This is a genomic window from Halomonas sp. ABH4_019 (assembly GCF_056159885.1).
Map to the genome: position 1 here is coordinate 818,956 of NZ_JBSWWC010000001.1, position 25,841 is coordinate 844,796.

A 25,841-nucleotide genomic window follows, 5' to 3' on the forward strand; every position below is an offset into this window, starting at 1 on the left:
GCTCCTTACTTGACGAACAGCTGGCGGGGGAAGTCGGCCAGCGTCTCGCAGCCGGTCTCGGTGATCAGGATGCTCTCGGTGATTTCCAGGCCCCAGTCCTCGACCCACAGCCCCGGCATGAAATGGAAGGTCATGCCCGGCTCGAGGATCGTCTCGTCCGAGGGGCGCAGGCTCATGGTGCGCTCGCCCCAGTCCGGGGGATAGCTGATGCCGATGGGATAACCGCAGCGCGCCCCGCCGCGGTCGAACCCGTACTTGTCCATGGCCGCGCCCAGCGCCATGGCGATGTCCGCGGTGCGATTGCCCGGCCTGGCCACCGCGAGGCCGTTCTCGATGCCCTCAAGCAGCGCCGACTCGGCGCGCACGAACTCTGCCGGCGGCCGGCCCAGGTAGACGGTACGCGACATCGGCGCGTGATAGCGCTTGAACACCCCGGCGATCTCGAAGAAGGTGCCCTCGCCCTCGCGGAAGGGGCTGTCGTCCCAGGTCAAATGGGGCGCGGCGGCGTCCTTGCCGGTGGGCAGCATCGGCACGATGGCCGGGTAGTCGCCGCCATAGACCTTGCCGTGCTCGTCCTTCCAGCCCTCGATGCCGACCCGGTAGATCTCCGACACCAGCTTGCTCTTGGGCAGCCCCGGCTCGATCACCTCGAGGATGCGCGAATGCATGCCCTCGACGATCTTCGCCGCGATGCGCATGTACTCGACTTCCTGGGCCGACTTGATCGCCCGGCACCAGTTGACCAGGGCGTTGGCGTCCATGAAGCGGGCGTGAGGCAGCTCGCGCAGCAGCGACTGGTAGGCCTTGGCCGAGAAGTAGTAGTTGTCCATCTCCATGCCCACCACGCCAAGGTGCCAGCCGCGATCGGGCATGATCGACTGGGCCAGGTACTCCATGGGGTGCATGTCCGGATTCTGCACGTAGTAATCCGGGTAGTAGGTGATGTTCTCCGGGTCCATCCAGCAGGTGCGCAGCGCCCCGTTGGCGTCCATGCGCCGACCGTACCACACCGGCTCGCCCTCGAGGCCCAGCAGCACGCACTGGTGCACGTAGAAGGACCAGCCGTCATAGCCGGTCAGCCAGGCCATGTTCGAGGGGTCGCTGATGATCAGCACGTCGATGCCCCGGCTCGCCATCTCGGCCCGGACCTTCCAGAGCCGGGCGGCGTATTCTTCGCGAGTGAAAGGCAGGGATACCTGAATCATGAAATCGCTCGTCCAACGATCACATCACCGATCCCGGCCTTTTCCTCCTGGAAGGTGGCCGGGGCGCCAAGGCAGACTTGCCGGCCACTCCTGGGCCGTTTGAATTGTCATGACAACTGCTAGCATAATTCATGACAATTTCAGTCAATGTCTCCATGCCGATACTAGCACCCCCGCTCGGCCGACGGTCAAAGGCTTTATTGCATCATGACAATCGATCTGACGCCCTACCTGACGGACACCGGTCCCAAGTACCTGGCCATCGCCCGTGCCCTGTCCCGGGCCATCCGCCAGGGCGAGCTCGTCCCGGGCACCCGGCTGCCGCCCCATCGGCGCCTGGCCGAGACCCTGGGGGTGAGCGTGCAGACCGTCTCGCGGGCCTATGCCCAGGCCGAGAAGATGGGCCTGGTGCAGTCGCGGGTCGGCAGCGGCACCTGGATCAACGCCCTGGACGACGCCCGGGAATCGGCCTACCTGCGCGGCCAGGAGCCCCGCCAGGAGAGCCCGCTGATCGACCTGTCGATCGCCCACCCGGTATGTCCGCCGAGCCACCACCTGCGCTTTCGCGAGACGCTGGCGGCACTGGCCGAGCGGGCCCGACCCGAGGTGGTGTCCGCCAATCGCCCCATCGCCGGCCTGGCCCACCAGCGCGAGCGCGCCAGCCATTGGCTCGACGAGCGGCTCGGCGTGCCCGGCGCCCCGGACGACCGGGTTCTGTGCAACGGCGCCGCCCACGGCCTGATGCTGGCCATTTCCACCGTGGTCCAGCACGGCGACCTGGTGCTCACCGAGGCGCTCACCGACCACGGCCTGATCGCCCTGTCGCGGACCCTGGGCTTCCAGCTGCGCGGCGTGGCCATCGACGAGCGCGGGGTGATCCCCGAGGCCCTCGACCTGGCCTGCCGGCGCCTGCGCCCGCGGGCGGTGTGCCTGACCCCCACCCAGCTCAACCCCACCGGGGCCACCATGGACGAGGCGCGACGCGATGCCGTGGCCCGGGTGCTCGACCATCACGGGGTATGGCTGATCGAGGACGACGTCCATGCGCTGCTCGAGCCCCCCGGGCTGACGCCGCTGGCCGCCCGCCTGCCGCAGCTGTGCTTCCATGTCACCAGCCTCACCAAGGTGGTCCTCCCGGGGCTGCGCGCCGGCTATCTCAGCGTGCCGCGGGGCCAGCTCCACCACACCCTGCCGCGCATGCGGGCCACCAGCTGGATGGCCACCCCGCTGGTCTTCGAGCTGGCCGATGCCTGGATCGCCGACGGCACCCTGGAGAGCCTGGCCCGGGAGCAGCGCGAGCTGCTGGCCGAACGCCAGCGCCTGGCCGCCCGGCTGTTCGACGGCCACGCCGTCGCCTCCCGGGCCTCCAGCCTCCACCTGTGGCTGTCGCTGCCCGCCGCCTGGCGGGCCGAGGAGCTCCAGCAGCAGGCCGAGCAGGAGGGCGTGGCCATCACCACCGCCATCCCCTTCATGGTGGAACAGACCCCGGCCCCGCGGCGCATTCGCCTGAGCCTGGGCGCCGAGCCCGACCTCGGCCGGCTGAAGAGCGGTCTGGCGCGGCTGGCCGGCCTGCTCGACGAAGCGCCGCCGCCGATGATGCAGCTGGTTTATTAGCACTATAAGACTTAAGTAGACCGCTGATCATGCCGATAGGGGATAACCAACTTCCCTTCGAGACCGTTGCCTCATGCTCCAACGCTTCTCCATCGGCGCTCGCCTCGCCATGGCCTTCACCCTGATCGTCCTGTTGCTGCTGGCCGCCAGCGGCGTGGGTATCCGAGGTTTGTCGCAGGTCAAGGACACCGCCGTCGATACCCTGGAGGTCGATGCCGCCCTCGCCCTCAATGCTGCCCGCGTCCAGCAACTGTCCCTGCAGCTGCGACGCTACGAGAAGGACACCTTCATCAACCTGCACGATGCCGACCGAGTCGCCGGCTATCGCGACGACTGGGGCGACGCGCGCGAACGGCTGGACCAGGCCCTGGACGCCGGCCTCGGCCTGGCGCCCGCCCCGGCACTCGGCGGCCTCTACCGCGAGGCCGGCGACGCCCTGGGCGAGTATGCCGGCGGTTTCGAGGCCACCTACCGCCGGCTGCGGGAGGGTGAATTCGCCACCACCGCCGAGGCCAACCGGGCCTTCTCGGCCCACAAGGCGGCGGTCTACCGCCTCCAGGACGCCGCCGATGCCATCGGCGAACGCGCCGCGACACGCATGGGCGCGGCCGAGGCCGGCATCCTGTCGCGGCATCACGGCGCCCTCGTCGGCCTGCTGGGCTTCGCCGGCCTGGCCCTGGCGATGGCCGTGGCCCTGTCACTGCTGATCACCCGCAGCATCGTGCGCCCGCTGAACCAGGCGCTGGCGATCACCGAGCGGGTCGCCGAGGGCGACCTGCAACAGCACATCTCGGTGCAGGGCAAGGACGAGACCGCCCGCCTGCTGGGCGCCCTGCGCCGCATGACCGAATCGCTCTCGGGCCTGGTCGCCTCGATCCGCCATACCGGCGTCGCCGTCCACCGCGGCGCCGAGTCGATCGCCCAGGGGGGGCACGACCTGGCCTCGCGCACCGAGCAGCAGGCCAGCGCCCTGCAGCAGAGCGCCGCCAGCCTCGAGGAGATCACCAGTTCGGTGGCGCAGAACGCCCAGAGCAGCCGCGAGGCCGATCGCCTGGCGGAAGAGGCGACCGTCCAGGCCCGGGTCAGCCACGACAGCGTGACCCGCAGCGTCTCGCTGATCCAGGCCGTGGTCGCCGACGCGACGCGCATGGACGGCATCATCGAGACCATCGACACCATCGCCTTTCAGACCAATATCCTCGCCCTCAACGCCTCCGTGGAGGCCGCCCGGGCCGGCGAGCGCGGGCGCGGCTTCGCCGTGGTGGCCACCGAGGTCCGCGCCCTGGCCAGCCGCAGCGCCGATGCCTCCGGCGAGATCCGTCAGCTGCTCGGCGCCACGCGCCAGCAGCTCGACGAGTGCGCCCGCCAGGTGGAACAGAGCGGTACCAGCATGACCGAGACCACCCGCGGTATCGAGCGCCTCGGCGAGGAGGTGATCCGCATCGGCGCCGCCACCCGCGAGCAGTCCGACGGCCTGGAACAGATCGGTACGGCCGTCACCGAGCTCGACTCGGCGACCCAGCAGAATGCCGGCCTGGTCCAGGCCACCAGCGCCTCGGCGGCGACCCTCGAGGCCCAGGCCGGTGAGTTGAGCGAGCGAGTCGCCCGCTTCCGAATCGCCGACCGCCTCCCGGAGGCACCCATGGCGCCGGCGCCCTCCCTCGCCGCGCCTGTCGAGCGCACCCCCGAACCGGCCTGATCGAGGCTTTCCCCGGCGCGGCGAAACCGGGAAGATGGTCGCCAACGTCCATCTTCCCGGAGGCCCGATGCGAGTCCTGATCCATATCGATGCCGCCGAGGCCTGGCGCGAGGCCCTCGCCGAGCGACTGCCCGACGCCGAGGTCATCACCAGCGCGGCCCCGGCCGCCGAGCGCCGCCGCGCCGACTACCTGGCGGCCTGGAAGCCCTCCGCCGAGCTGCTCGGCGAGCTCGACGGCCTCAAGGGCATCGTCAACCTGGGGGCCGGGGTCGACGCCCTGCTGAGCAACCCCGCCCTGCCCCGCGGCGTGCCCATCGTCAAGCTGCGCGACGCCGGCATGGCCGGTCCCATCGCCGACTATGTGCGCTACGGCGTGCTGCACTTCCAGCGCGACTTCGACCGCTATCGCCGCCAGCAGGCACGCACCGAATGGCACGAACTGCCGGCGACCGACAAGGCCGACTGGGCGGTGGGCGTACTGGGGCTCGGCGCCATCGGCGCCCGCGTGGCTCGGGCGCTCGCCGATGACGGCTTCCCGGTGCACGGCTGGAGCCGCTCGCCCAAGTCGCTGTCCGGCGTGACCTGCCACCACGGCGACGACGGCCTGGCGACGCTGCTGCCTCGAGTGCAGAGCCTGGTGCTGCTGCTGCCCGACACCCCGGCCACCCGCCATCTCATCGATGCCGACGCCCTGGCCGCCCTGCCCGAGGGCGCGACCCTGATCAACCCGGGGCGCGGCAGCCTGATCGACGAGGCCGCGCTGCTCGAAGCGCTCGGCGAAGGCGAGGCCGAAGGCCGACTGCGTGGCGCCCTGCTCGACGCCTTCCCCGAGGAGCCGCTGCCCGGCGACAGCCCGCTGTGGTCGCACCCGCGGGTGCTGGTCACCCCGCACATGGCCGGCCCCACGCCGCTCGGCGAGGCGCTGGACCAGGTAGCCGAGGCGCTGCGGGCCATGGCGGCCGGGGAAGAGGTCGAGACCATCGATCCCGAGGCCGGCTACTAGTGTCAGGTCGACCGAAGAATTCCGGCGGCTCCCTGGGCCGCCTTGCCTTTCCTCGCCATAGCGCTGCCATGCCTCGTCGCGGCGCCTTGTCTGGCGACCCGATGCGCTCGCCATCTCTTCAACCCACCCTTGAAACAGGACACTAGCGTCCCGTATCAGGAGTTGGCTGTGGCATTCCGGCGGGCCCGGGGCGTACGCTGAGAGGGAACACCCGCCGACCTCCGAGGAGGTGCTCGATGCGTCACGCTCAAGTGGACTACGGCCCCGGGGACGCGCTGCTGGTGGTGGACATGCAGAACGACTTCTGCGAGGACGGCGCCCTGGCCGTCGCCGGCGGCCACGCCCTGGTGCCGGGGATCAACGCCGAGATCGCCGCGGCCCGCTCCGGCGGCGCCCCGGTGGTCGCCTCCCGGGACTGGCATCCGCTCGACCACGTCAGCTTCGCCCACCGCGGCGGGCCCTGGCCGGTGCACTGCGTCCAGGACACCCCCGGGGCGGCCTTCCATCCCGACCTCGACCTCGACGACGCGACCCTGCGGGTCAGCAAGGCCTGCGCCTTCGACGCCGACGCCTACTCCGCCTTCGACGGCACCGGCCTGGCCGGCTACCTGCGCGAACGCGGCATCGAGCGAGTGATCGTCTGCGGCCTGGCGCTGGACGTCTGCGTGCGGGCCACGGTGCTCGATGCCCGCCGGGAAGGCTTCACGACCCTGCTGCTCGCCTCGCTGAGCGCGGCGGTGGACGCCGCGGCGGCGGACGACTGTCGATCGGCCCTTCAGGAGGCCGGCGCCGAGGTGCGGCCATGAGTACCGCCGCGCAGAGCGCCACCCTGCCGACCGTCGCCCCCCTGAGCGTCGACGACGACGAGCTGGCGCTGCTCACCGATCTCTACCAACTGACCATGACCCAGGCCTACTGGAAGGAGGGCATGACGGCGCCGGCCACCTTCAGCCTGTTCTTCCGCCGGCTGCCGCCCGAGCGCCGCTTCATGCTGGCCTGCGGCCAGCAGTACGCCGCCGAACGGGTCAGCCGGCTGCGCTTCACCGACCGCGCCCTGGCCCGGCTCGCCGAGGTCGATCACCTCGAGACCGCCTTCCTCGACTGGCTGGCCGACTGGCGCTTCGAGGGCGACATCTGGACGCTGCCCGAGGGCACGCCGGTGTTCGCCGACGAGCCGCTGCTGGAGGTCGACGCGCCCATCGCCCAGGCCCAGCTGCTCGAGAGCCTGATCATGAACCTGGTGCAGCTCGAGACGGTGCTGGCCTCCAAGGCGGTGCGCATCGTCATGGCGGCCCGGGGCCGGCCGGTGGTGGACTTCGGCATGCGCCGCATGCACGGCGTGGACGCGGCGGTGCGCGGGGTACGCGCCTATCGCGCGGCGGGGCTCGCCGGCACCAGCAACGTGCTGGGCGGGCTGCGCCACGGCCTGGCGCTGAACGGCACCATGGCCCACAGCTACGTGCTGGCCCACGACAGCGAGCGCGAGGCCCTCCGCGCCTTCGCCCGTCACTATCCCGGCACCACCCTGCTGGTGGATACCCACGACACCCTGGCGGGCGTGAAGACGGTGATCGAGCTGCTGCACGACGAGCCCGGCCTCACGGTGGGCGCCATTCGCCTGGACTCCGGCGAGCTGGGCGAACTGGCCCGCGGCGCTCGGGCGCTGCTCGACGCGGCCGGCCACGGCACGGTGAAGATCGTCGCCAGCAGCGGCCTGGACGAGCACGCCATCGCCAGGCTGGTGGCGGAGGGCGCGCCGATCGATGCCTTCGGCGTCGGCACCCGGCTCGGGGCGGCCGCCGACGCCCCGGTCATCGACCTCTCCTACAAGCTGGTGGAGTACGCCGGGACACCGCGGACCAAGCACTCCACCGGCAAGGTCGACCTGCCGGGCCGCAAGCAGGTGTTCCGTCGCCACGACGCCCATGGCCACTATGCCGGCGACGTCATCGCCGGCCGCGACGAGCGCGTCGACGCCGCGACCCCGCTGCTGCACCCCTGCGTGGTGAGGGGCGACACGGTAGCGGAGATGATGGCCGCCACCCGGGCCTCCCGGGAAAGGGTCACCGAGGCCCTGGCGCGGCTGCCGACGTCGCTGCATGGGCTCGCCCCCGGCGACGGCGACTACCCGGTGACCCTGTCGCCGGCCCTCGAGCGACTCGCCGAGAGCGGCTGATCGCGTTACAGCAGCTCGTGGAAGCGCGCCAGCCAGGCCGGATGCGCCGGCCAGGCTGGCGCGGTGACCAGCTTGCCGCTGACGATCGCCTGGTCGACGTCGATCTCGGCATAGTCGCCCCCGGCCAGGTGGACCTCCGGCGCGCAGGCGGGATAGGCCGAGACCCGCCAGCCGGCGAGTGAGACCGCGGCGGCCAGCAGCTGGGCGCCGTGGCAGATGGCGGCCACCGGCTTGTCATGGTCGAAGAAGTGACGCACCAGTTCCAGCACCCGCTCGTCGAGACGCAGGTACTCCGGTGCCCTGCCGCCGGGAATCACCAGGCCGTCGTAGTCGTCGGGGGCGACCTCGGCGAAGGTGGCGTTGAGGGTGAAGTCGTGCCCCGGCTTCTCGGTGTAGGTCTGGTCGCCCTCGAAGTCGTGGATGGCGGTGCGGATCCGGTCGCCCTCACGCTTGTCGGGGCACACCGCATCCACCCGGTGGCACATGGCCTGGAGCGCCTGGAAGGGCACCATGATCTCGTAGTCCTCGACGAAGTCGCCGGCGATGAGCAATAGGCTGGCCATGACGACACCTCCTGTGAAAGATGCGATCGGGTTGTGTCCCGCCAGCCTAGCCCCCCGGTGATGACTCGGCCATGTCAGGGAACCCCTGGCCGTCACCGACATCTCAACCGGGTCACCCTCTCCCCCGCGAGGAAGCCATCGATGTCGTCTCGCCCGCTGCGCGGCGCCGGACTGCGGGTCCTGCTGGGCCTGCTCTTGTCCATCCCGGCCCTGCCGAGCCTGGCCGCCACCGACCCGCAACCCTTCGACGCCCGCTACCGCCTCGAGGTCGCGGGCTGGCCGGACGCCGAGATCCGCCACCGCCTCAGCCACGAGGCCGGCCACTGGCAGAGCGAGATGCGCGCCCGCCTGCCCGGCGCCAGCGGCCACGAGTGGGGACGCTTCCGGCTCGACGACGAGCGGATCCGTTCGCTGCACTACGCCGCCGGCTACTCGCTGCTGGGGATACGCCGCGCCTACTCGCTGAACCGCGACGAGCTCGCCCCGCTGCCGGATCGCCAGAGCGCCCTGGTGGCCCTGGCACGACGCGCCATCGGCGACCCGGGCGCCGGCGGGCGGCTGCGCTATCGCGACCATCGCGGCCGCGAGGAGACGATCGACTACCGGGTGCTGGCCCGCGAGGACGTCACCCTGCCGGCCGGGCGCTTCGAGGCGGTACGCGTGTCCCTGGCCGAGCCCGACGAGGACGATCGCCGCCTGGTGTTCGAGTTCGATACCCGACGCCCCGGGCTGCTGCTGGGGATGGAATACTTTCGCGACGGCCGCCGGCGCAGCCGCCTGACCCTCACCGAGCTGTCCGCCCCCTGAGACACGCCGCCTCCCCGGCGCCTTCGGCCATGCTAGAGTAGCCGGTTTTTCGGCCGCCCCGGCGGCCGCCAAGAGAAGGGACTCTCGCATGTTGACCGGACTACTGATCGTTCTGCTGCCGCTGATCCTGGGCTATCTGGTCCGGATCCGCGATGACGGCCTCATGGCGTGGATCAACCGCGGCGTGAACGCCTCGATCTACGCCATCCTGCTGCTGATGGGCATGAGCCTGGCCGGGCTCGACGACCTCGGCGGCCAGTTCGCCCGCCTGGGCGGCCAGGCGCTGGTGCTGCTGGCCGTGACCTCGGCCTGCAACCTCGCCGCCCTGGGCTGGCTGTCGCGCCGCCTGCGCCTGCCGGTGGACCCCGCCCGCGCGGTGGCCGGCGCGCCGACCAGCAAGCTCGCGGCCATGGCCGGCTCGCTGTCTCTGGTCGGCGTCGTGATGGGCGGCGTGGGGCTCGGCCTGGCGGCGGGCGGGACCGTCGGCGAGCCGCTGTTCGCCTGGGCCGAGCGTCTCTCGGAGTGGGTGCTCTACGCCCTGCTGGCACTGATCGGCTGCCAGCTCAGGAACTCGGGCATGCCGCTCAAGCAGATCCTGCTCAACCGCTTCGGCCTGGCCATCGCCACTGCCCTGGCGGCGAGCTCATTGATCGGTGGCCTCGCCGCCGCCCCGCTGCTCGAGCTGCGCTGGAACGAGGGCCTGGCGATGGCCGCCGGCTTCGGCTGGTACTCGCTGTCCGGCATCCTGATCGGCGACGAACTCGGGCCGCTGCTCGGCGGCGTGGCCTTCTTCAACGACCTGGGCCGCGAGCTGCTGGCCTTCGTGCTGATTCCGCTGGTGATTCGCCGCCATGCGGCGCTGGCGATCGGCTACGGCGGCGCTACCTCCATGGACTTCACCCTGCCGGTGATTCAGCAGCACGGCGGGGTGAGCTGCGTCCCGGTGGCGGTGGTCAGCGGCTTCATCCTGTCGCTGCTCTCTCCCCCGCTGATCCTGTTCCTGCTGTCGCTGTAAGGTCTTCCTCCCCGGCGCTTCCTCCACCACGCGCCCGACTGCGTGGCGGGACAACGACCTACGCCCCGTGCATACGCCGCCCTCCTCCCCCCCGGGGGAGGAGGCACCCATCCCATGGATCGGCGAGCCTTGCCGAGTACCCACTCACGCGTCTCCAGGACAACGCCACCACAACAAGAAGGGAGTCGTCATCATGACCCCACGCACGCACCCCACCACCTACCTGCTGGCCGCCACCCTGAGCGCCGGGGCCGCCCTGCCGGCCCTGGCCTTCGAGGACGACAGCCTGACCGTCTGGATCGGCGACAATAAGGGCCCGCAGGGCATCCGCGAGGTGGCCGAACGGTTCACCGCCGACACCGGCATCGCCATCGACATCGTTCACCCCGACGACATGACCAACCGCTTCCAGCAGGCGGCGGGCAGTGGTCAGGGGCCGGACATCGTCATCTTCGCCCACGATCGCCTGGGCGAGTGGGCCCAGAGCGGACTGCTCAAGGCCGTCGCCCCCTCCGATGACTACCAAGGGCGCTACTTCGACTTCACCTGGGACGCCGTCGAATGGAACGGCGACACCTACGGCTACCCCATCTCGGTGGAGTCGCTGGGCCTGATCTACAACAAGGCCCTGGTGGAGACACCCCCCGAGAGCTTCGATGAACTCGCCAGGCTCGATGCCGAGCTGGCCAAGGAGGGCAAGAAGGCGATCCTGTTCAACTACGGCGAGCCCTACTTCAGCTGGCCATTGCTGGCCGCCAACGGCGGTTATCCCTTCAAGCACCACGATAACGGCTATGACGTCAGCGATATCGGCGTCAACAACGCCGGCGCGGTGGCGGGTGCCGAGCGCCTGCGCGAACTGATCGACAGCGGCGTGCTGCCCGAAGGCACCGACTACAGCGTCACCGATACCCGCTTCAACCAGGGCGAGGTGGCGGCCATGATCAGCGGCCCCTGGGCCTGGAGCAACCTGGAGAAGAGCGGCATCGACTTCGGCGTGGCGCCGTTGCCCAGGGTCGGCGACGAGCGGGCCAAGCCGATGTTCGGGGTGATGGCGGCGATGATCAACTCGGCCTCCCCCCACGATTTCCTGGCCACCGAGTTCCTCGAGAGCTACCTGCTCGAGGAGGCAGGCCTGCGCACCTTCAACGGCGACGGCTCGCTGGGCGCCGTGGCCCACAAGGCCTATCAGCAGGAGCTTGAGTCCGACCCGCGCATCGCCGCCACCCTGGAGAACGCCGAGCTCGGCGAGCCGATGCCCAACATCCCCGAGATGGGCGCCTTCTGGTCGGCCATGGAACCGGCGCTGCAGAACATCGGCAGCGGCCGCCAGTCGCCGCAGGCGGCCCTCGACGCCGCCGCCCAGCGCATCCGCACCGCCATCGAGTAACCGTGTTCCTTCCAGTGTCCATGCCCCGGCCGGGCCGTGAACCACGGCCCGGCCGGGGCTGACCGCAGGTGACCCCATGTTCGTGACCAATGCCTCGCGCGGCTTGCCGCGCCATCGATCCCGCTACCCCGCCGAGCGCTATACCCGTTGGGCGCTGCGCGCCCTGACGGCCCTGCTGGTGCTCGCCACCCTGTGGCTGGTGGTCGCCTTCCACCTGCGCGGCCAGTGGATGTTCTCGCTGCTGTTCCTGGTGCTGGGCGCTTCCCTGGCGATCGTCTTCGGCAGGCGTGAACTGATGAGCCACCGCTACATCTTTCCGGCACTGGCCGGGATGGGCGTGTTCGTGATCTTCCCGCTGGTCTATACCATCGGCATCAGCTTCAGCAACTACAGCTCGAGCAACCTGCTCAGCGAAGAGCGGGTGCGTGCCCAGTTCCTCGACCAGACCTATCAGGCCGAAGGCCAGGCCTTCGACTTCCAGCTGGTTCGTGACGGCAACCGCACGCGCCTGTATCTGGAGGCCAAGGGGGCCGTCGACCCGGAGGGGGCAACGCAACTGGTGTCCCAGCCGCTGGCACAGGCCGTGGCGGGGCAACCCCTGGCGGTCGAGCCGGCCCAGGCGGCCCCCTTGGGGGAGGTGCTGGGCATTCGCGAGGTGATCGCCCTGCGCGACACCCTCGAGGCCCTGACCCTGGTGACACTCGACGGCATCGAGCTCCAGATGGCGGGCCTGCGCAGCTTCGCGCCGATGCTGCCGCGCTATGAGGCGAACCCCGACGGCAGCCTGACCGACCTGCGCGACGGCACCGTCCTGACGCCCGATCAGGAGACCGGCTTCTTCGTCACCGAGGACGGTGAGCGGCTTACCCCGGGCTGGCCGGTCGCGGTGGGGCTGGACCACTACACCCGGATCTTCACCGATCCGGACATCCGCGGGCCCTTCCTGCAGATCTTCGTCTGGACCTTCGTCTTCGCCGGGCTGACGGTGGTGTTCACCCTGGCGGTGGGCTTCGTGCTGGCCACGCTGCTGCAATGGGACCAGCTCAAGGGCAAGGCCGTCTATCGCACCCTGCTGATCCTGCCCTACGCGGTGCCGGCCTTCATCTCGATCCTGATCTTCAAGGGCATGTTCAACCAGAACCACGGCGAGATAAACCTGATCCTCGAGAACCTCTTCGGCATCAGCCCCGACTGGTTCACCGACCCGGCAATGGCGCGCACCATGCTGCTGATCGTCAACACCTGGCTCGGCTACCCCTACATGCTGTTGCTGTGCATGGGGCTGATCCAGTCGATTCCCCGCGATCTCTTTGAAGCCTCGGCGGTGGACGGGGGCGGGCCGCTGACCAACATGCTGCGCATCACCCTGCCGCTGATTCTCAAGCCTCTGACGCCGCTGCTCATCGCCGCCTTCGCCTTCAATTTCAACAACTTCGTGTTGATCGCCCTGCTCACCGGCGGCAAGCCGGACATCCTCGGCGCCAGCACCCCGGCGGGCACCACCGACCTGCTGGTCAGCTACACCTACCGCATCGCCTTCCAGGATGCCGGCCAGCAATTCGGCCTGGCGGCCGCCATCGCCACCCTGATCTTCCTGCTGGTGGTGGGGCTGTCGTGGCTCAACATGCGCCTGTCCAAGGTCAAGGTCTAAGGAGGAGTCATCCCATGGCCATGGTTCAACCCCGTTCGATCCGCACCCGCAAGCTGGGCGCCCACCTCGCCCTGCTGGGCTTCGTCAGCCTGGTGGTATTCCCGCTGCTGCTGGTGATCTCGATCTCCTTCCGCGAGGGCAACTTCGCCACCGGCAGCCTGATCCCCGAGCGCTTCTCGCTGGAGCACTGGGCGCTGGCCTTCGGCATCCCCTGGGAACGCCCCGACGGCACCCTCGTCCAGCCGCCGTTCCCGGTCATGCTGTGGCTGTGGAATTCGATCAAGGTGGCGGTGGCCTCGTCGCTGATGATCCTCGCGCTTTCCACCACCTGCGCCTACGCCTTCGCGCGCATGCGCTTCAAGGGCAAGGCACCGATCCTCAAGGGCATGCTGATCTTCCAGATGTTCCCCGCGGTGCTCTCGCTGGTGGCGCTCTACGCGCTGTTCGATCGCCTCGGCCAGCTGGTGCCCTGGCTGGGCCTCAACACCCACGGCGCGCTGATCCTCGCCTCGCTGGGCGCGGTGGCGCTGCATATCTGGACCATCAAGGGCTACTTCGAGTCCATCGACGGCTCCCTGGAAGAGGCGGCGATGGTCGACGGCGCCAGCACCTGGCAGGCCTTCCGGCACATCCTGCTGCCGCTCTCGGTGCCGATCCTGATGGTGGTGTTCATCCTCGCCTTCATCATGTCGATCATGGAATACCCCATGGCCTCGGTGCTGCTGCTCGACGAGGACAAGCTGACCCTGGCCGTGGGCGCCCAGCAGTACCTCGCCGAGCACAACCAGCGCTGGGGCGACTTCGCCGCCGCGGCGGTGCTCTCAGGGCTCCCCATCACCCTGGCCTTCCTGCTGTGCCAGCGCTGGATCGCCGGCGGGCTCACCGCCGGCGGCGTGAAGGGCTGACCCCTCACCCCACACGGCTTTCCTCGCCCTGACAGGATGCTTGCTTCCCGGCCAGTCGGCCGGGTTTTTCATGCGGGATCCGGCGAATCAAGAGGGGAGACGCTACGCCGGGCAGTCGGCATGGAAGTCGTCCCGCCGAGCCGCTGGCGAACTCCGACAGGAACCCTGGACATCGGGATTCATCGCGCTTTCCCGACGAAGGAGAGAAGGTTCCCCATCCAGACGGCATGAAGCACGGCAACGAAAACGCCCCGGGCGCAAGCGCCGGGGCGTGAACGGTGAGGGCATCTGAGCGAGCCCGCTTCGATGATGAAGCAGCCCCGTCGCGGGGTCATTCCTCCATGGCTCGGTTCTCGATCATGCGAATGACGCGACAGGGATTGCCCGCGGCAAACACATCGGCCGGGATGTCGCGCGTCACGACACTGCCCGCACCGATGACGCTGCGAGGGCCGACCGACACGCCCGGGTTGACGATGGCGCCGCCCCCGATCCAGCAGTCGTCGCCGATGGTGATGGGGCGTCCTGCCTCCCGCCCGCAGCGACGGGTCTCCGCATCCAGCGGGTGGGTGGCCGTATAGAGCTGTACGCCGGGGCCCAACAGCACGTTATCGCCGATCGTTACCGGTGCGACATCCAGCACGACGCAGTTGAAGTTGAAGAAGACCTTCTCGCCCAACCAGATATGGCAGCCATAGTCGCAGTAGAAAGGCGGTTCTATCCAGAGGTCTGGCTCGGCATGGGGGATGAGTTCTGACAGCAAGCGGGCGCGCTCGTCCTCTTCATCATCAGGGATGTCGTTAAGGGCCCGCGTCAACAGGCGTGCCCGGCGGCGCAGCGCCTGCAATTCGGCATCGCGGGGGTCATAGAGCTCGCTCGCCAGCATTTTCTCGCGTTCGGTCATTCGTGTCGTCCCCTGTCGCGTATCCAGGCCCCACATCCCAGGGCCAATCGGGTGATCCTTGCTGTCGTCCCGGGCTGACCGGGGCCAAGCCCCGGGGCGGCGTGAGCAGATACCTCAGTGGGCGATGCCGGGAATCTCCACCCGACGCGGGCAGGCCTGGCCATCGGGGCCGAACAGGTGGCAGTGGTCGCCGGCCAGGCCCAGGTCGACGACCTGGTGCTCCTCGAGATGGGCCAGGCCGTCGAGGCGCTGCGTCACGGTGCCCTCGGCGCCCTCGACCTGCAGGTGGGCGAGCGTCTCGTAGCCGAGCTTCTCGGCCACCATCAGCCTGGCTTCGAGGATCGCCTCGCCCTGCTCGGGGGCGACGAAGTCCTCGGCGCGAATTCCCAAAGTGGCGGTATCGCCGGCCGCCAGGCCACCCCCGTCTACCGCCACGGCTAGCGTCTCGCCGGAGGGCAGGCGCACCCCGGTGCGCCGCGGGCCCGGGTCGACCACCGTCACCGGCAGGGTATTGATGCGCGGTGAGCCGATGAACTCGGCCACCTCGAGGGATTTCGGGAAGTGGTAGAGCGACAGCGGTGCGCCCACCTGGGCGATGCTGCCGCTCGACAGCAGCACGATGCGGTCGGCCAGCGTCATCGCCTCGACCTGGTCATGGGTCACGTAGATCATGGTGGCGCCGAGGCGCTTGTGCAGCTCGGCGATCTGCACCCGCATCTCGACGCGCAGCGAGGCATCCAGGTTGGACAGCGGTTCGTCGAACAGGAACACCGCCGGCTCCTTGACCAGGGTACGGCCGATCGCCACCCGCTGGCGCTGGCCGCCGGAGAGGTCCTTGGGCTTGCGCTCGAGCAGCTTGGAGAGCTGCAGGATGTCGGCGGCGTGCTCGACGCGGCGGCGGATCTCGGCCTTGTCGGTGCGCGCCAGCTTGAGGCCGAAGGCCATGTTCTCGGCCACCGTCATGTGCGGATAGAGCGCGTAGGACTGGAACACCATGCCGATGTCGCGCTCCTGGGGGGGGGGCTCGTTGATCCGCTCGCCGTCCAGGCACATCTCGCCGCGGGTGATGTCCTCAAGCCCGGCGACCATGCGCAGCAGGGTCGACTTGCCGCAGCCCGAGGGGCCGACGAACACCACGAACTCGCCGTCCTCGATGGTCAGGTCGATGTCGCGGGAGATCTCGACGCCGTCATAGTCCTTGCCGATGCCGCTCAGTGTCAGATGTCCCATGACGAATCCTCCTGGTCGGATGGCGGGCAGTGGGCGATGGCGATGCCATAGGCCGGAAGTCGCAGAGTGCCTTCCTGCCACTGGCCGTTGACCATCGCCGGGGCGTCATCGAGGGCGCGCGCGGCGCGCGGCGCCGGCAGCTCGCGAGGCTCACTGGAAAAGTTCAGCGCCACCAGCAGGCGCTGGCCGGGAGCGCTCGCCGGATGGCGTCGCTCGAGGCACAGCACCTCGTCGCGCACCGGATGGTAGGCGACGTCGCCCCGGACCAGCGCCGGATGCCGACGGCGAAAGGCCAGGAAGGCGCGAGTGGCGTTGAGCAGCGAGTCCGGCTTCCGCTCCTGCTGGTCCACGGCCAGCCCCAGGTGCGCGTCGGGCACCGGCAGCCAGGGCGCGGCCCCGGAGAAGCCACCGTGGGGGGCGTCGGCCTGCCACGGCATGGGGGTGCGGCAGCCGTCGCGACCCTTGTAGGCCGGCCAGAAGGTGATGCCGGCGGGATCGACCAGCTGCTCGAAGGTCAGTTCGGCCTCGCTCAGGCCCAGTTCCTCGCCCTGGTAGAGGCAGACGCTGCCGCGCTGGGTGAGCAGGAAGGCCAGATAGAGGCGCAGCGCAGCGTCATTGCCCTCGGCGCCCCAGCGGGTGGCCAGGCGGGTGACGTCGTGGTTGCCCAGCGCCCAGCAGGGCCAGCCATCGCCGATGCGCGCCTCCATCTCGGTGAGGGTCCCGCGCAGATACTCGGGGTCGTGGCGCTCGACGAGCAGATCGAAGGAGTACGCCATGTGCAGACGCTTGCCCCCCTGGGAATATTCGGCCATCACGCCCAGCGAGTCGTCGTCGCCGACCTCGCCGACGCTGGTGGTACCGGGGTATTCGTCGAGCAGGGCCCGCAGCCGCTCCAGGAAGGCCAGGTTCTCCGGCTGGGTCTTGTCGTGGATATGTTGCTGGTAGCCGTAGGGGTTATCGGGGCGCACGCCGATAAAGCCTTCGGCGATATCTTCCCGCGGCGGGTTGTCCCTGAGTTCGCCATGGGTGCAGAAGTTCACCGCGTCCAGGCGAAAGCCGTCGACGCCGCGCTCGAGCCAGAAGCGCACCTCGCCGAGGATGGCCTCGACCACTTCCGGGTTGCGGAAGTTGAGGTCCGGCTGCTCGACCAGGAAGTTGTGCAGGTAGTACTGGCAGCGCCGGGTGTCCCACTGCCAGGCGGAGCCGCCGAAGATCGCCTGCCAGTTGGTGGGCGGGGCGCCATCGGGCCGGGGGTCGGCCCATACGTACCAGTCGGCCTTGGGGTTGTCGCGGTTCTGTCGGCTTTCCTGGAACCAGGCATGCTGGTCGGAGGTATGGGACAGCACCTGGTCGATGGTGACCTTGAGGCCGCGGGCGTGGGCGGCCTCCACCAGGCGGTCGAAGTCCTCGAGGGTGCCGAACATGGGATCGACGTCGCGGTAGTCGCTGACGTCGTAGCCGAAGTCGAGCATCGGCGAGGTGAAGAACGGCGACAGCCAGATGGCATCGACGTTCAGCGAGGCGATGTAGTCGAGTTTGTCGATCACGCCCTGCAGGTCGCCGATGCCGTCGCCGCCAGCGTCCATGAAGCTGCGCGGATAGATCTGGTAGATCACCGCGCCGCGCCACCAGTCGGCGCCCTGTCGGCCGAGGTACTGGGAAGTGTCTGTGGTCATGTGCCGGGTCCTTATGGTGAATCGCCGGTGTCGGCGGGCCGATACCGAGGTGCAAAACGTCACGCTCATGGTGGCGGCAGGGCCGTCGGGAGAAATCCTCCCGCAGGGTGGGCGACGGGCGTAGGCGGGGGGAGGAGGCGCCTCCTACTCCCCCTGGATACGGGCGAGGAGATCGCCGGCCAGGGCGATGGCCTCCTCCCGGCGGCGGATGCCCTGCTTCTGGTAGAGGCTACGGATATGCGTCTTGATGGTGGTGGGCGCCACCGACAGCTGCTCGGCGATCTGCTCGTTGGAGAGTCCGGCATGGATCAGCCCCAGGATCTGCCACTCGCGGCGGGTCAGGGGTGAGGTGCGGATCAGCTCGGGGACATCGGGGCGGGCGACGATGTCGGCGATCACCGCCTCGTCGAGCATCAGGCGCACGGCGCGGCCGAAGTCGCGCTGACGGCCGGCCAGGGTGAGCAGCCGCTCGGCGCGGCGACGAGCCAGCTCGTCCAGTTCCCGGGTCTCGAGCAGCCGGGTGAGCATGTCGGCAAGCGCTCGCCCCAGGCGCAGGAAGCTGCCGGTGAGGGCCGTGCGCGAGGCCAGCTCCAGCGCCCCGGCCAGGTGATCCAGGGCCGCCGTCTCATGGCCGCACTGCCACTCCAGGAGCGCCAGGCATAGCCGGTTGCGGTTGGCATCGGTGACCAGGCCGAAACGCGCGGCCTGGGTCTCCAGGGATTCCAGCAGTGGGCGGGCCTCGTCGGGCCGGCCGAGCAGCATCATGGCCCGGGCGTGGTTGCGCACGTTGGCCTGGGCGAAGTGATTGCTGGCGGTGTCGGGCTCGGCGGGCGGCGCCTCCTGCAGCCAGCGGGCCACGGCATCATGGTCGTCGCTGGCCTGCCACCAGGCCAGCAGGGTGGCATGGGCGTTGGCCCGCCAGTCGATGTGATAGTAGCCATCGGCGAGTATCTTGCGAAGGCGGCGGATGTGATCGGCACACTGCGCCTGGTCGCCGCGGGCCTGGGCGACCTTGGCCAGGCTCACATGGCACTGCAGGGTCCAGCGCTCGCCCTGGCGGTCGAGCAGGGCGATGCCCGCCAGCGCCGCCTGCTCGGCCTCGTCCAGGCGGTGCCACTCCCACAGCAGCTGGCTACGGATGCGATACAGGAACTCGGCGACCGGCAGCCGATCCAGCCCGCTGTGTTCGATATGCGCGAAGGCGCGTTCCTGGATGTCGTAGGCGGCCTGCAGCCGGCCCTGGGCGACCAGGGTCTCCGAATGGTGGCACAGCGCCCACAGCATCAGCTGGTCGTCGCCGATGCGCTTCGCCTCACGCTCCACCTCGTGGATCCGCGCCAGCGATTCCTCGAGCCGGCCCTGCACGAAGCGCGCCTCGCAGAGGATGGCGCCGGCCGATACCGGCGTGGCGGCCAGGTAGCGGGCCGGTCGGGTCAGCGCCTGCTCGGCCAGCGGCGCGGCACGCTCCGCATCGCCCTGGTTGATCGCCAGCTGGGCGCGCAGGGTGGCGAACTCGGCGGCGAGCTCCTGCCAGGCGGGTTCCTCGAGTTGGGCCTCGATCCAGCCGATGGCCTGGGCGGTGCGGCCGAACTGGTACTGGGCGTGGGACACCCAGCCATGCAGCAGCGTCAGCCGGGGCGAGGCACACAGGCGTGTCTCCCCGAGCGTCGCCAGGGCCCGTGCCAGCAGCGCGAAGTGGCCATGGGCCAGCAGCTGGGGGCCTTGGGCCTCCACCAGCGCCGTGAGCGCCTCGGGATCATCGGCCTCGATGGCCTGGGCCAGGGCCAGCGTGGGATCGCCCAGCGCCAGCCAGGCCTGGCTGGCACGGCGATGCAGCTGGCGCTGGGACACGAGGCTCAGCGCATGGCGGCGATGGCGCAGGTAACCGGCGAACAGGGGCTGGAAGCGAAGCCACTGGTCATGAGGATCAGGGCGCTCCAGGAACAGGCCGGCCCCTTCCAGGGCCTCGAGACGCTGAGTGACCTGCTCCCCTTCGAGCAGACGCGCCACCAGCGTCGGGGAGAAGCGCTCCAGGACCCCGAGCTGCAACAGCAGCCGGCGGTCGGGTTCGTCGAGACAGGCCTCGAGCAAGTCATCGAACCAGGCGACGAAGTCCGGGTGACTGCCACCCAGGCGCTCCAGCAGGCTGTCGAAACCGGCCCGGGTGGTGGTGCGCTGGATCAGCCAGTCCAGGGCCATCACCCAGCCCCCCGTCAGGCGCAGGGCGCGCTCCAGGCTGACCCGGGTGGGCGGGAAGCTGAGCTGTTCGGCGCACAGCGTCTGGGCCTCCTCGGCGTCGAAGGCCAGCTCCGCCGGCCCGACCTCCTCCAGTTCGCCGCGCAGCCGCAGGCCCGGCAGGCCGAGCGCCGGCCGGGTGCGCGATACCAGGGTCAGGGTCAGCCAGCGCGGCTGGTGGCGCAGCCAGTGGACGAGGCCATCGAGGATGTCGGGGTGATGGATATGCTCGAACTCGTCAATCACCAGACGGCAGGGCGGGGCCTCGGTCGGCAGGCTGGCCAGCCAGGCATCGATGCACTCATCGAGAGTCGCACCCCCGGAGGGAAGCAACGAGAAACCCAGCCGCTCGCGGCACAGGCGATCCAGCGTCGCACCGAAGTAATCGGCGAAGCGTCGGGCATCGTCATCGCGGGGGTCGAGACGCAGCCAGGCGGCGGGCTGTTCCAATGCCGCCAGCCGTTCGGCCACCAGAGTGCTCTTGCCATAGCCGGGAGATGCCTGCACCACCAGCAGGCGGATGCGCTCGTCGAGGGCGAAGCGATCATTGAGACGCGGCCGCGCCACCAGGGTGGCCGGGAACACAGGGGGAACGAGCTTTTCCTGGAGCAACGGCATGTATCTAGCTCCCGATGAACAGGCGGGGGGAACGAGGCATCGGCCCCATACAAAAGGCCCGCGGCACCATTGCCGCGGGCAAGCATCGAACAGCGCTCGGCCAGGTGGATCTTGGTCAGAACCAGATCTCGCTCTGCACCCCGAAGGCCCACTCGTCACCGGTGAAGCCAGAGCTGCCGAAGGCGTCATCCGCCGAGTAGTCGTTGAGTTCCTCGTCCCAGTCGCTCCACGACGCGAACAGGCGAATCTCCGGGCGCTTCCAGAACCCGCCCACCTCGGGCTTGAAGGTCGGGGCGATGGTCAACTTGGTGTAATCGCCCTCGACGGCATTGTTGCCACCGTAGCCTTCCGGCGAGATGTCCATCCACTGGTAGCTGCCTTCGTACTGCATCTCGAAGTTCTCGGTCAGCTCGTTGGCCAGGCGCACGTTGAAGGTCGCCCAGTCGTACTGGTCACCGTCGACATAGCGGTCTTCGCTGGTCTCAGCCAGAATCGCCGGCGCCACGCGCCACCTGGGCGCCAGGTAGGTGGTGCCATACAGGCCCAGGCGCGTGGCGGTGGCGTCATCGCTCAGGTTGCCGTTGGAACCGATGCTCTTGGTCTCGGCCCCAAGCCCCTGACCATGCATGACCGCGGCCTTGAAGTTGCCGTCACTCAGGCCGAAGAAGTCATCGCCGTGGTAGGCCACCATGGTGTGTAGGCCGCTATCCGCAGCGTTGATATTGCCTTCGGTCAGGCGCTCGTCGTTGTCGGTGGCATTCAGGCCGCTGACCATCCACTGCCAGTTTCCGAAGTAGTTGTTGGACGTGAGGATGAGATTGTCGGTGCTGCCGGTGTCGGCGGCGGGGTTCATGCTGTCGACCGGAAAGTCGGTGAAGCTGCGGCCGTAGATGGACAGGTTGGAGGTCCAGTTGTCGGCCAGCTGCATGTCGTAGATGCCGCCGCCGGTACCGGCCAGGAAGATGAAGTCGCTGTCCAGCCAGTGAATATCGAAGTTGTCGCGATCGAAGCGCTTGCCGGCCCAGATGGATGCGTTCTCGAAGGCGCCGGTGAAGCTCGGCAGGTCGCTGAACTCGACGTAGACCTGGCGCACGTTGAGGCTCGATTCGTCGGCGGTCCAGTCGTTACTGGTCTCGACCCCGTCGGCGATCATGGTCCGATAGTGGGCCTTGGCGCCGTTGTCGAAGCGCATCTTGTAGTTGAGGATCGCCTCGGCGTAGGTGTCCGGCTCGTTGCCCAGCCGCCCCACGGCGCCCCCTTGCGCGCCCGCCGGCGTCAGATAGGGGCCGCCCTCGGTGCTCTTGCCATCGTCGCCGATCAGCAGCCCCGAGCGGGCATAGGCGTTGAAGGAGAAGCCCTCCTCGCCGTTGGCGTGACGTTCCACGGCCGCCAGCCGGGTCTCCAGCTCCTCGTCGGACGGCCGCGCGGCCACCTCCTGCTCGGCCTCATCGGCGCGCCGTTCGGCGGCCGCGGCGCGCTGCTCGGCGGCGACGATGCGCTGTTCCAGCTCGGCCAGCCGGGCCTCGAGGTCGCTGGTCGTCTGGGCGGCGGCCAGGCCGCTGGCACTCAGAGCGGCGGCGGCCACGGCCATGACGAGCGGTGACTTGCGGGGGCGTTGGGTCGGAAATGTCATCGTGATAATGCCTTTGTTGTTGTCGCATGGGATCTCGTCCGGCGATGCCTGTCGAGCTTGCCAGCCTGGAAACGACCGACATGGCACGCCTTGGAACTTAATCGTTTCAGACGATAGCTACTAAGTGACGTAAGAAAAACAAGACTTACGTCTAAACAACGGCGCAAGGCCGAAAAAAATAGTAAATAAACAAGATTCTGCCGCTTCCGACCGCGATATCACGACGAAAGTCTAGGTTGCGAAGCCGTCTCGCCATCGCTTAACTGAGCGACACGACTTAATCGTTTAAGACATCCTCGGCAGTGCGGTCGCTTCCTCCCTGACCGCGAGGCCGACGCTCGACAACAACAAGCGACTGAGGTAAGCCATGCAACGCCAGTCCCTGATCGCCTCCGGCCTTGCCCTGCTGGGCGCCGCCGGTGCCACCCCGGCACTCGCCGCCGACCTGACCATCTCCTGCGGCGCGGTGGGCGCCGAACTCGAGCTCTGCGAGCAGGGCGTCGAGGCCTGGGAGGCCGAGACCGGCCATGACGTGGAGATCGTCTCCACGCCCAACTCCTCCACCGAGCGGCTGTCGCTCTATCAGCAGATCCTGTCGGCCCGCTCCGGCGACATCGACGTGCTGCAGATCGACGTGGTCTGGCCGGGCCTGCTGGCCAACCACCTCGTCGATCTTCGCGAGCCCCTCGGTGAAGACGCCGCCGCCGGCCACTTCGAGGCCATCGTCGCCAACAACACCGTCGACGACCGGCTGGTGGCCATGCCCTGGTTCACCGACGCCGGGGTGCTCTACTACCGCAAGGACCTGCTCGAACAGCATGGCGTCGCGCCGCCCGAGACCTGGCAGCAGTTGACCGACATCGCCACCGAGATCCAGGCCGCCGAGCGCGAGGCCGGCAACGACAAGATGTGGGGCTACGTCTTCCAGGGCCGCGCCTACGAGGGACTGACCTGCAACGCGCTCGAGTGGGTGGCCAGCCAGGGCGGCGGCACCCTCGTCGACGCCGAAGGCGAGATCACCATCGACAACGCCAACGCCGCCGCGGCGCTGGACCTGGCCGCGAGCTGGATCGGCGAGATCGCCCCGCAGGGCGCGCTCAACTACACCGAGGAAGAGGCCCGCGGCATCTTCCAGTCCGGCAATGCCGTGTTCATGCGCAACTGGCCCTATGCCTGGTCGCTGGCCCAGAGCGAGGACAGCGAGGTGGCCGGCAAGGTCGGCGTGGTCAAGCTGCCCAACGGCCCCGGAGGGAACAGTTCTGCTGCGCTGGGCGGCTGGAACCTGGCGGTCTCGAAGTACAGCGAAGCCCCCGAGCTCGCCGCCGACCTGGTGGCCTTCCTGACCGGCGAGGCCGAGCAGAAGCGCCGCGCCATCGAGGCAGCCTACAACCCCACCCTCACCGCGCTCTATGCGGACGAGCAGGTGCTCGAGGCGGTGCCCTTCTTCGGCACCCTCTACGACACCTTCACCAATGCCGTGGCCCGCCCCTCCGCCGTCACCGGCGACCACTACGGCCGGGTCAGCAACGCCTTCTTCAACGCCGCGCACGGGGTGCTGTCCGGCGAGCAGGGCGGTGCCGACGCCGTCGCCGAGCTGGATAGCGAGCTGTCCCGCATCAAGCGTCGCCGCTGGTAACCCGGGAGGCCTGCCATGTCGACACCCATCACCCAACAGGCGCCCGACTCGGCCCGCCGCCAGCCCACGGGCTATCGCGGCACCAAGGTGCGCCGTCAGCGGGTCCGCGCCGCCTGGACCTTCCTCGCCCCGATGCTGGTCGCGCTGGCCCTGGTGGCCGGCTGGCCGCTGGCGCGCACCTTCTACCTGAGCCTCACCGATGCCTCGCTGTCGGACACCGCCGGCGCGGCGCTGATCGGCTTCGAGAACTACCTGGTCTACGACGACGGCGCCTGGTACGGCCTGCTCACCGACCCGGTGTGGTGGACCTCGGTGTGGAACACCGTCTACTTCAGCGTGGTGTCGGTGTCGCTGGAGGTGGTGTTCGGCATCATCGTCGCGCTGCTGCTCAACGCCGAATTCAAGGGCCGCATGCTGGTGCGCGCCGCGGTGCTGATCCCCTGGGCCATTCCCACCATCGTCTCGGCCAAGATGTGGGCCTGGATGCTCAACGACCAGTTCGGGATCATCAACCACCTGCTGATGGGCCTGGGGCTGATCGACGCGCCCCTGGCCTGGACCGCCGACGCCAGCCTGTCGATGTGGGCGGTGATCATGGTCGATGTCTGGAAGACCATTCCCTTCGTCGCCCTGCTGGTGCTGGCCGCCCTGCAGATGCTGCCCAGGGACTGCTTCGAGGCCGCCGAGGTCGACGGCATCCATCCGGTCAAGGTGTTCTTCCGCGTGACCCTGCCGCTGATCACCCCGGCGCTGCTGGTGGCGGTGATCTTCCGCCTGCTCGACGCCCTGCGGGTATTCGACGTCATCTACGTGCTGACCTCCAACTCCACCAGCACCATGACCATGTCGATCTACGCCCGCCAGCAGCTGGTGGAGTTCCAGGACGTGGGCTATGGCAGCGCCGCTTCCACCCTGCTGTTCCTGATCATCGCCCTGGCCGTGGTCATCTACCTCTACCTGGGCCGCCGTCAACTGGGAGTCGATCAATGAACTCGTATCAGCTCATCAAGCTCGCCAAGCGCGTCGGCCTCTACGCCCTGATCGCCGTGGTGCTGGTCTACGCCGTCTTCCCCTTCTACTACGCGGTGATCACCTCGCTGAAGCCCTCCAGCGAGCTGTTTCGCGTCGATTTCTGGCTGTCGTCCCTGGACTTCGGCAACTACGCACAGATCTTCACCCAGAAGAGCTTCGTGCGTGCCATCTTCAACTCCATCGTCATCTCGCTCTCGGTGGTATTCATCGCCCTGTTGCTCGGCATCACCGCCTCCTACGCCCTGGGCCGGGTGCGCTTTCGCGGCCGCGCCACGGTGATGCTGACGATCCTCGGCGTGTCGATGTTCCCCCAGGTGGCGGTGCTGTCCGGACTGTTCGAGGTGATCCGCACGCTGAACCTCTACAACAACCCGGGCGGGCTGATACTGAGCTACACCATCTTCACCCTGCCCTTCACCGTCTGGGTACTGACCACCTTCATGCGCCAGCTGCCCATGGAACTGGAGGAGGCGGCGATCATGGACGGCGCCACCCCCTGGGTGACCATCACCAAGGTATTCCTGCCGCTGATGTGGCCGGCCATGGCGACCACCGGCCTGCTGGCCTTCATCGCCGCCTGGAACGAGTTTCTGTTCGCCCTGACCTTCACCCTCACCGACGACCAGCGCACGGTCCCGGTGGCCATCGCCCTGATCTCCGGCGGCAGCCAGCACGAACTGCCCTGGGGCCCGATCATGGCCGCCTCGGTCACCGTCACCGTGCCGCTGGTCATCCTGGTGATGATCTTCCAGCGCCGCATCGTCTCCGGGCTGACCGCCGGTGCCGTCAAGGGATAACGCCTGCTGTGCAGCACCATCATCGTTGAGTCGCCGGGGGACGCTGGGGACA

Annotated in this window: 20 protein-coding genes; 13 read left to right on the forward strand and 7 right to left on the reverse strand. The window is 68.9% G+C overall.

What is annotated here, in order from left to right; translation table 11 throughout:
- Positions 1-5 precede the first annotated feature (5 nt).
- Entirely contained in the window at positions 6-1,205 is a 1,200-nt protein-coding gene (doeA, locus tag ACXAFN_RS03735) for an ectoine hydrolase DoeA (protein WP_474986287.1), read from the reverse strand.
- Positions 1,206-1,412: 207 nt separating this feature from the next.
- On the opposite strand from doeA, the gene ehuR reads away from it, so the two are divergent.
- From ehuR to ACXAFN_RS03760, 5 genes are all read left to right on the forward strand, one after another.
- Entirely contained in the window at positions 1,413-2,819 is a 1,407-nt protein-coding gene (gene ehuR, locus ACXAFN_RS03740; protein WP_474986289.1) for a MocR-like ectoine utilization transcription factor EhuR, read from the forward strand.
- Between the two features lie 73 nt (positions 2,820-2,892).
- Positions 2,893-4,518 carry a methyl-accepting chemotaxis protein gene (locus tag ACXAFN_RS03745; RefSeq protein ID WP_474986290.1) on the forward strand — a complete coding sequence of 542 codons (1,626 nt, stop codon included), beginning with the start codon at positions 2,893-2,895 and terminating at the stop codon, positions 4,516-4,518.
- A gap of 67 nt (positions 4,519-4,585) precedes the next feature.
- Positions 4,586-5,521 (forward strand): 2-hydroxyacid dehydrogenase, encoded by a 936-nt coding sequence (locus tag ACXAFN_RS03750; protein ID WP_474986292.1) that lies wholly within the window; start codon positions 4,586-4,588, stop codon positions 5,519-5,521.
- Between the two features lie 236 nt (positions 5,522-5,757).
- Positions 5,758-6,327 (forward strand): isochorismatase family protein, encoded by a 570-nt coding sequence (locus ACXAFN_RS03755; protein WP_474986294.1) that lies wholly within the window; start codon positions 5,758-5,760, stop codon positions 6,325-6,327.
- Positions 6,324-7,697: a nicotinate phosphoribosyltransferase gene (locus ACXAFN_RS03760; protein WP_474986296.1), complete on the forward strand. Its 1,374-nt coding sequence runs from the start codon at positions 6,324-6,326 to the stop codon at positions 7,695-7,697. Before ACXAFN_RS03755 ends, ACXAFN_RS03760 begins: the two co-directional genes overlap by 4 nt.
- Positions 7,698-7,702: 5 nt before the next feature.
- Here ACXAFN_RS03760 and ACXAFN_RS03765 read toward each other — a convergent pair whose 3' ends face one another.
- Positions 7,703-8,260 (reverse strand): DJ-1/PfpI family protein, encoded by a 558-nt coding sequence (locus ACXAFN_RS03765; protein ID WP_474986297.1) that lies wholly within the window; start codon positions 8,258-8,260, stop codon positions 7,703-7,705.
- A 141-nt stretch (positions 8,261-8,401) separates the two neighbouring features.
- Between ACXAFN_RS03765 and ACXAFN_RS03770 the strand changes: the two genes are divergently transcribed.
- From ACXAFN_RS03770 to malG, 5 genes are all read left to right on the forward strand, one after another.
- Positions 8,402-9,067, forward strand: a complete 666-nt coding sequence (locus tag ACXAFN_RS03770) for a hypothetical protein (protein ID WP_474986298.1) — start codon at positions 8,402-8,404, stop codon at positions 9,065-9,067.
- A gap of 88 nt (positions 9,068-9,155) precedes the next feature.
- The gene (locus tag ACXAFN_RS03775; RefSeq protein ID WP_474986300.1) at positions 9,156-10,082 is read left to right on the forward strand and encodes a LysO family transporter; all 927 of its coding nucleotides are present in this window, start codon (positions 9,156-9,158) and stop codon (positions 10,080-10,082) included.
- Between the two features lie 193 nt (positions 10,083-10,275).
- Positions 10,276-11,472 carry a maltose/maltodextrin ABC transporter substrate-binding protein MalE gene (gene malE, locus ACXAFN_RS03780; protein WP_474986302.1) on the forward strand — a complete coding sequence of 399 codons (1,197 nt, stop codon included), beginning with the start codon at positions 10,276-10,278 and terminating at the stop codon, positions 11,470-11,472.
- A 76-nt stretch (positions 11,473-11,548) separates the two neighbouring features.
- The gene (gene malF, locus ACXAFN_RS03785; RefSeq protein ID WP_474986303.1) at positions 11,549-13,123 is read left to right on the forward strand and encodes a maltose ABC transporter permease MalF; all 1,575 of its coding nucleotides are present in this window, start codon (positions 11,549-11,551) and stop codon (positions 13,121-13,123) included.
- Positions 13,124-13,137: 14 nt separating this feature from the next.
- The gene (gene malG, locus ACXAFN_RS03790) at positions 13,138-14,028 is read left to right on the forward strand and encodes a maltose ABC transporter permease MalG (protein WP_474986305.1); all 891 of its coding nucleotides are present in this window, start codon (positions 13,138-13,140) and stop codon (positions 14,026-14,028) included.
- 331 nt (positions 14,029-14,359) lie between these two features.
- Here malG and ACXAFN_RS03795 read toward each other — a convergent pair whose 3' ends face one another.
- The 5 genes from ACXAFN_RS03795 to ACXAFN_RS03815 form a co-directional block, all read right to left on the reverse strand.
- Positions 14,360-14,932, reverse strand: a complete 573-nt coding sequence (locus ACXAFN_RS03795) for a maltose acetyltransferase domain-containing protein (protein WP_474986307.1) — start codon at positions 14,930-14,932, stop codon at positions 14,360-14,362.
- Positions 14,933-15,046: 114 nt separating this feature from the next.
- Positions 15,047-16,162 (reverse strand): sn-glycerol-3-phosphate ABC transporter ATP-binding protein UgpC, encoded by a 1,116-nt coding sequence (ugpC, locus tag ACXAFN_RS03800; RefSeq protein ID WP_474986309.1) that lies wholly within the window; start codon positions 16,160-16,162, stop codon positions 15,047-15,049.
- Positions 16,150-17,838 carry an alpha-amylase family glycosyl hydrolase gene (locus tag ACXAFN_RS03805; RefSeq protein WP_474986311.1) on the reverse strand — a complete coding sequence of 563 codons (1,689 nt, stop codon included), beginning with the start codon at positions 17,836-17,838 and terminating at the stop codon, positions 16,150-16,152. The genes ugpC and ACXAFN_RS03805 overlap by 13 nt, the downstream gene beginning before the upstream one ends.
- Before the next feature lie 144 nt (positions 17,839-17,982).
- Positions 17,983-20,691: an HTH-type transcriptional regulator MalT gene (gene malT / locus ACXAFN_RS03810; RefSeq protein WP_474986313.1), complete on the reverse strand. Its 2,709-nt coding sequence runs from the start codon at positions 20,689-20,691 to the stop codon at positions 17,983-17,985.
- Positions 20,692-20,806: 115 nt separating this feature from the next.
- Positions 20,807-22,324 (reverse strand): carbohydrate porin, encoded by a 1,518-nt coding sequence (locus ACXAFN_RS03815; RefSeq protein ID WP_474986314.1) that lies wholly within the window; start codon positions 22,322-22,324, stop codon positions 20,807-20,809.
- Positions 22,325-22,691: 367 nt separating this feature from the next.
- Here ACXAFN_RS03815 and ACXAFN_RS03820 point away from each other — a divergent pair, with 367 nt between their 5' ends.
- Genes ACXAFN_RS03820 through ACXAFN_RS03830 form a run of 3 tightly spaced genes read left to right on the forward strand, consistent with a single transcriptional unit; the run spans position 22,692 to position 25,789 of the window.
- The gene (locus ACXAFN_RS03820) at positions 22,692-23,960 is read left to right on the forward strand and encodes an ABC transporter substrate-binding protein (RefSeq protein WP_474986315.1); all 1,269 of its coding nucleotides are present in this window, start codon (positions 22,692-22,694) and stop codon (positions 23,958-23,960) included.
- Positions 23,961-23,975: 15 nt separating this feature from the next.
- Positions 23,976-24,950, forward strand: a complete 975-nt coding sequence (locus ACXAFN_RS03825; RefSeq protein ID WP_474986316.1) for a carbohydrate ABC transporter permease — start codon at positions 23,976-23,978, stop codon at positions 24,948-24,950.
- Positions 24,947-25,789 (forward strand): carbohydrate ABC transporter permease, encoded by an 843-nt coding sequence (locus tag ACXAFN_RS03830; protein WP_474986318.1) that lies wholly within the window; start codon positions 24,947-24,949, stop codon positions 25,787-25,789. Before ACXAFN_RS03825 ends, ACXAFN_RS03830 begins: the two co-directional genes overlap by 4 nt.
- Positions 25,790-25,841 lie beyond the last annotated feature (52 nt).

Bases quoted from the DNA above. Each gene is read 5' to 3' on its own strand.
- ACXAFN_RS03745 (WP_474986290.1), top strand. From the start codon at position 2,893: ATGCTCCAACGCTTCTCCATCGGCGCTCGCCTCGCCATGGCCTTCACC.
- malF (WP_474986303.1), top strand. From the start codon at position 11,549: ATGTTCGTGACCAATGCCTCGCGCGGCTTGCCGCGCCATCGATCCCGC.
- malT (WP_474986313.1), bottom strand. From the start codon at position 20,691: ATGCCGTTGCTCCAGGAAAAGCTCGTTCCCCCTGTGTTCCCGGCCACC.
- ACXAFN_RS03770 (WP_474986298.1), top strand. From the start codon at position 8,402: ATGTCGTCTCGCCCGCTGCGCGGCGCCGGACTGCGGGTCCTGCTGGGC.
- ACXAFN_RS03825 (WP_474986316.1), top strand. From the start codon at position 23,976: ATGTCGACACCCATCACCCAACAGGCGCCCGACTCGGCCCGCCGCCAG.
- ACXAFN_RS03805 (WP_474986311.1), bottom strand. From the start codon at position 17,838: ATGACCACAGACACTTCCCAGTACCTCGGCCGACAGGGCGCCGACTGG.
- ugpC (WP_474986309.1), bottom strand. From the start codon at position 16,162: ATGGGACATCTGACACTGAGCGGCATCGGCAAGGACTATGACGGCGTC.
- malG (WP_474986305.1), top strand. From the start codon at position 13,138: ATGGCCATGGTTCAACCCCGTTCGATCCGCACCCGCAAGCTGGGCGCC.
- ACXAFN_RS03750 (WP_474986292.1), top strand. From the start codon at position 4,586: ATGCGAGTCCTGATCCATATCGATGCCGCCGAGGCCTGGCGCGAGGCC.
- ACXAFN_RS03755 (WP_474986294.1), top strand. From the start codon at position 5,758: ATGCGTCACGCTCAAGTGGACTACGGCCCCGGGGACGCGCTGCTGGTG.
- ehuR (WP_474986289.1), top strand. From the start codon at position 1,413: ATGACAATCGATCTGACGCCCTACCTGACGGACACCGGTCCCAAGTAC.
- malE (WP_474986302.1), top strand. From the start codon at position 10,276: ATGACCCCACGCACGCACCCCACCACCTACCTGCTGGCCGCCACCCTG.
- ACXAFN_RS03760 (WP_474986296.1), top strand. From the start codon at position 6,324: ATGAGTACCGCCGCGCAGAGCGCCACCCTGCCGACCGTCGCCCCCCTG.
- ACXAFN_RS03830 (WP_474986318.1), top strand. From the start codon at position 24,947: ATGAACTCGTATCAGCTCATCAAGCTCGCCAAGCGCGTCGGCCTCTAC.
- ACXAFN_RS03765 (WP_474986297.1), bottom strand. From the start codon at position 8,260: ATGGCCAGCCTATTGCTCATCGCCGGCGACTTCGTCGAGGACTACGAG.
- ACXAFN_RS03775 (WP_474986300.1), top strand. From the start codon at position 9,156: ATGTTGACCGGACTACTGATCGTTCTGCTGCCGCTGATCCTGGGCTAT.
- ACXAFN_RS03815 (WP_474986314.1), bottom strand. From the start codon at position 22,324: ATGACATTTCCGACCCAACGCCCCCGCAAGTCACCGCTCGTCATGGCC.
- ACXAFN_RS03795 (WP_474986307.1), bottom strand. From the start codon at position 14,932: ATGACCGAACGCGAGAAAATGCTGGCGAGCGAGCTCTATGACCCCCGC.
- ACXAFN_RS03820 (WP_474986315.1), top strand. From the start codon at position 22,692: ATGCAACGCCAGTCCCTGATCGCCTCCGGCCTTGCCCTGCTGGGCGCC.
- doeA (WP_474986287.1), bottom strand. From the start codon at position 1,205: ATGATTCAGGTATCCCTGCCTTTCACTCGCGAAGAATACGCCGCCCGG.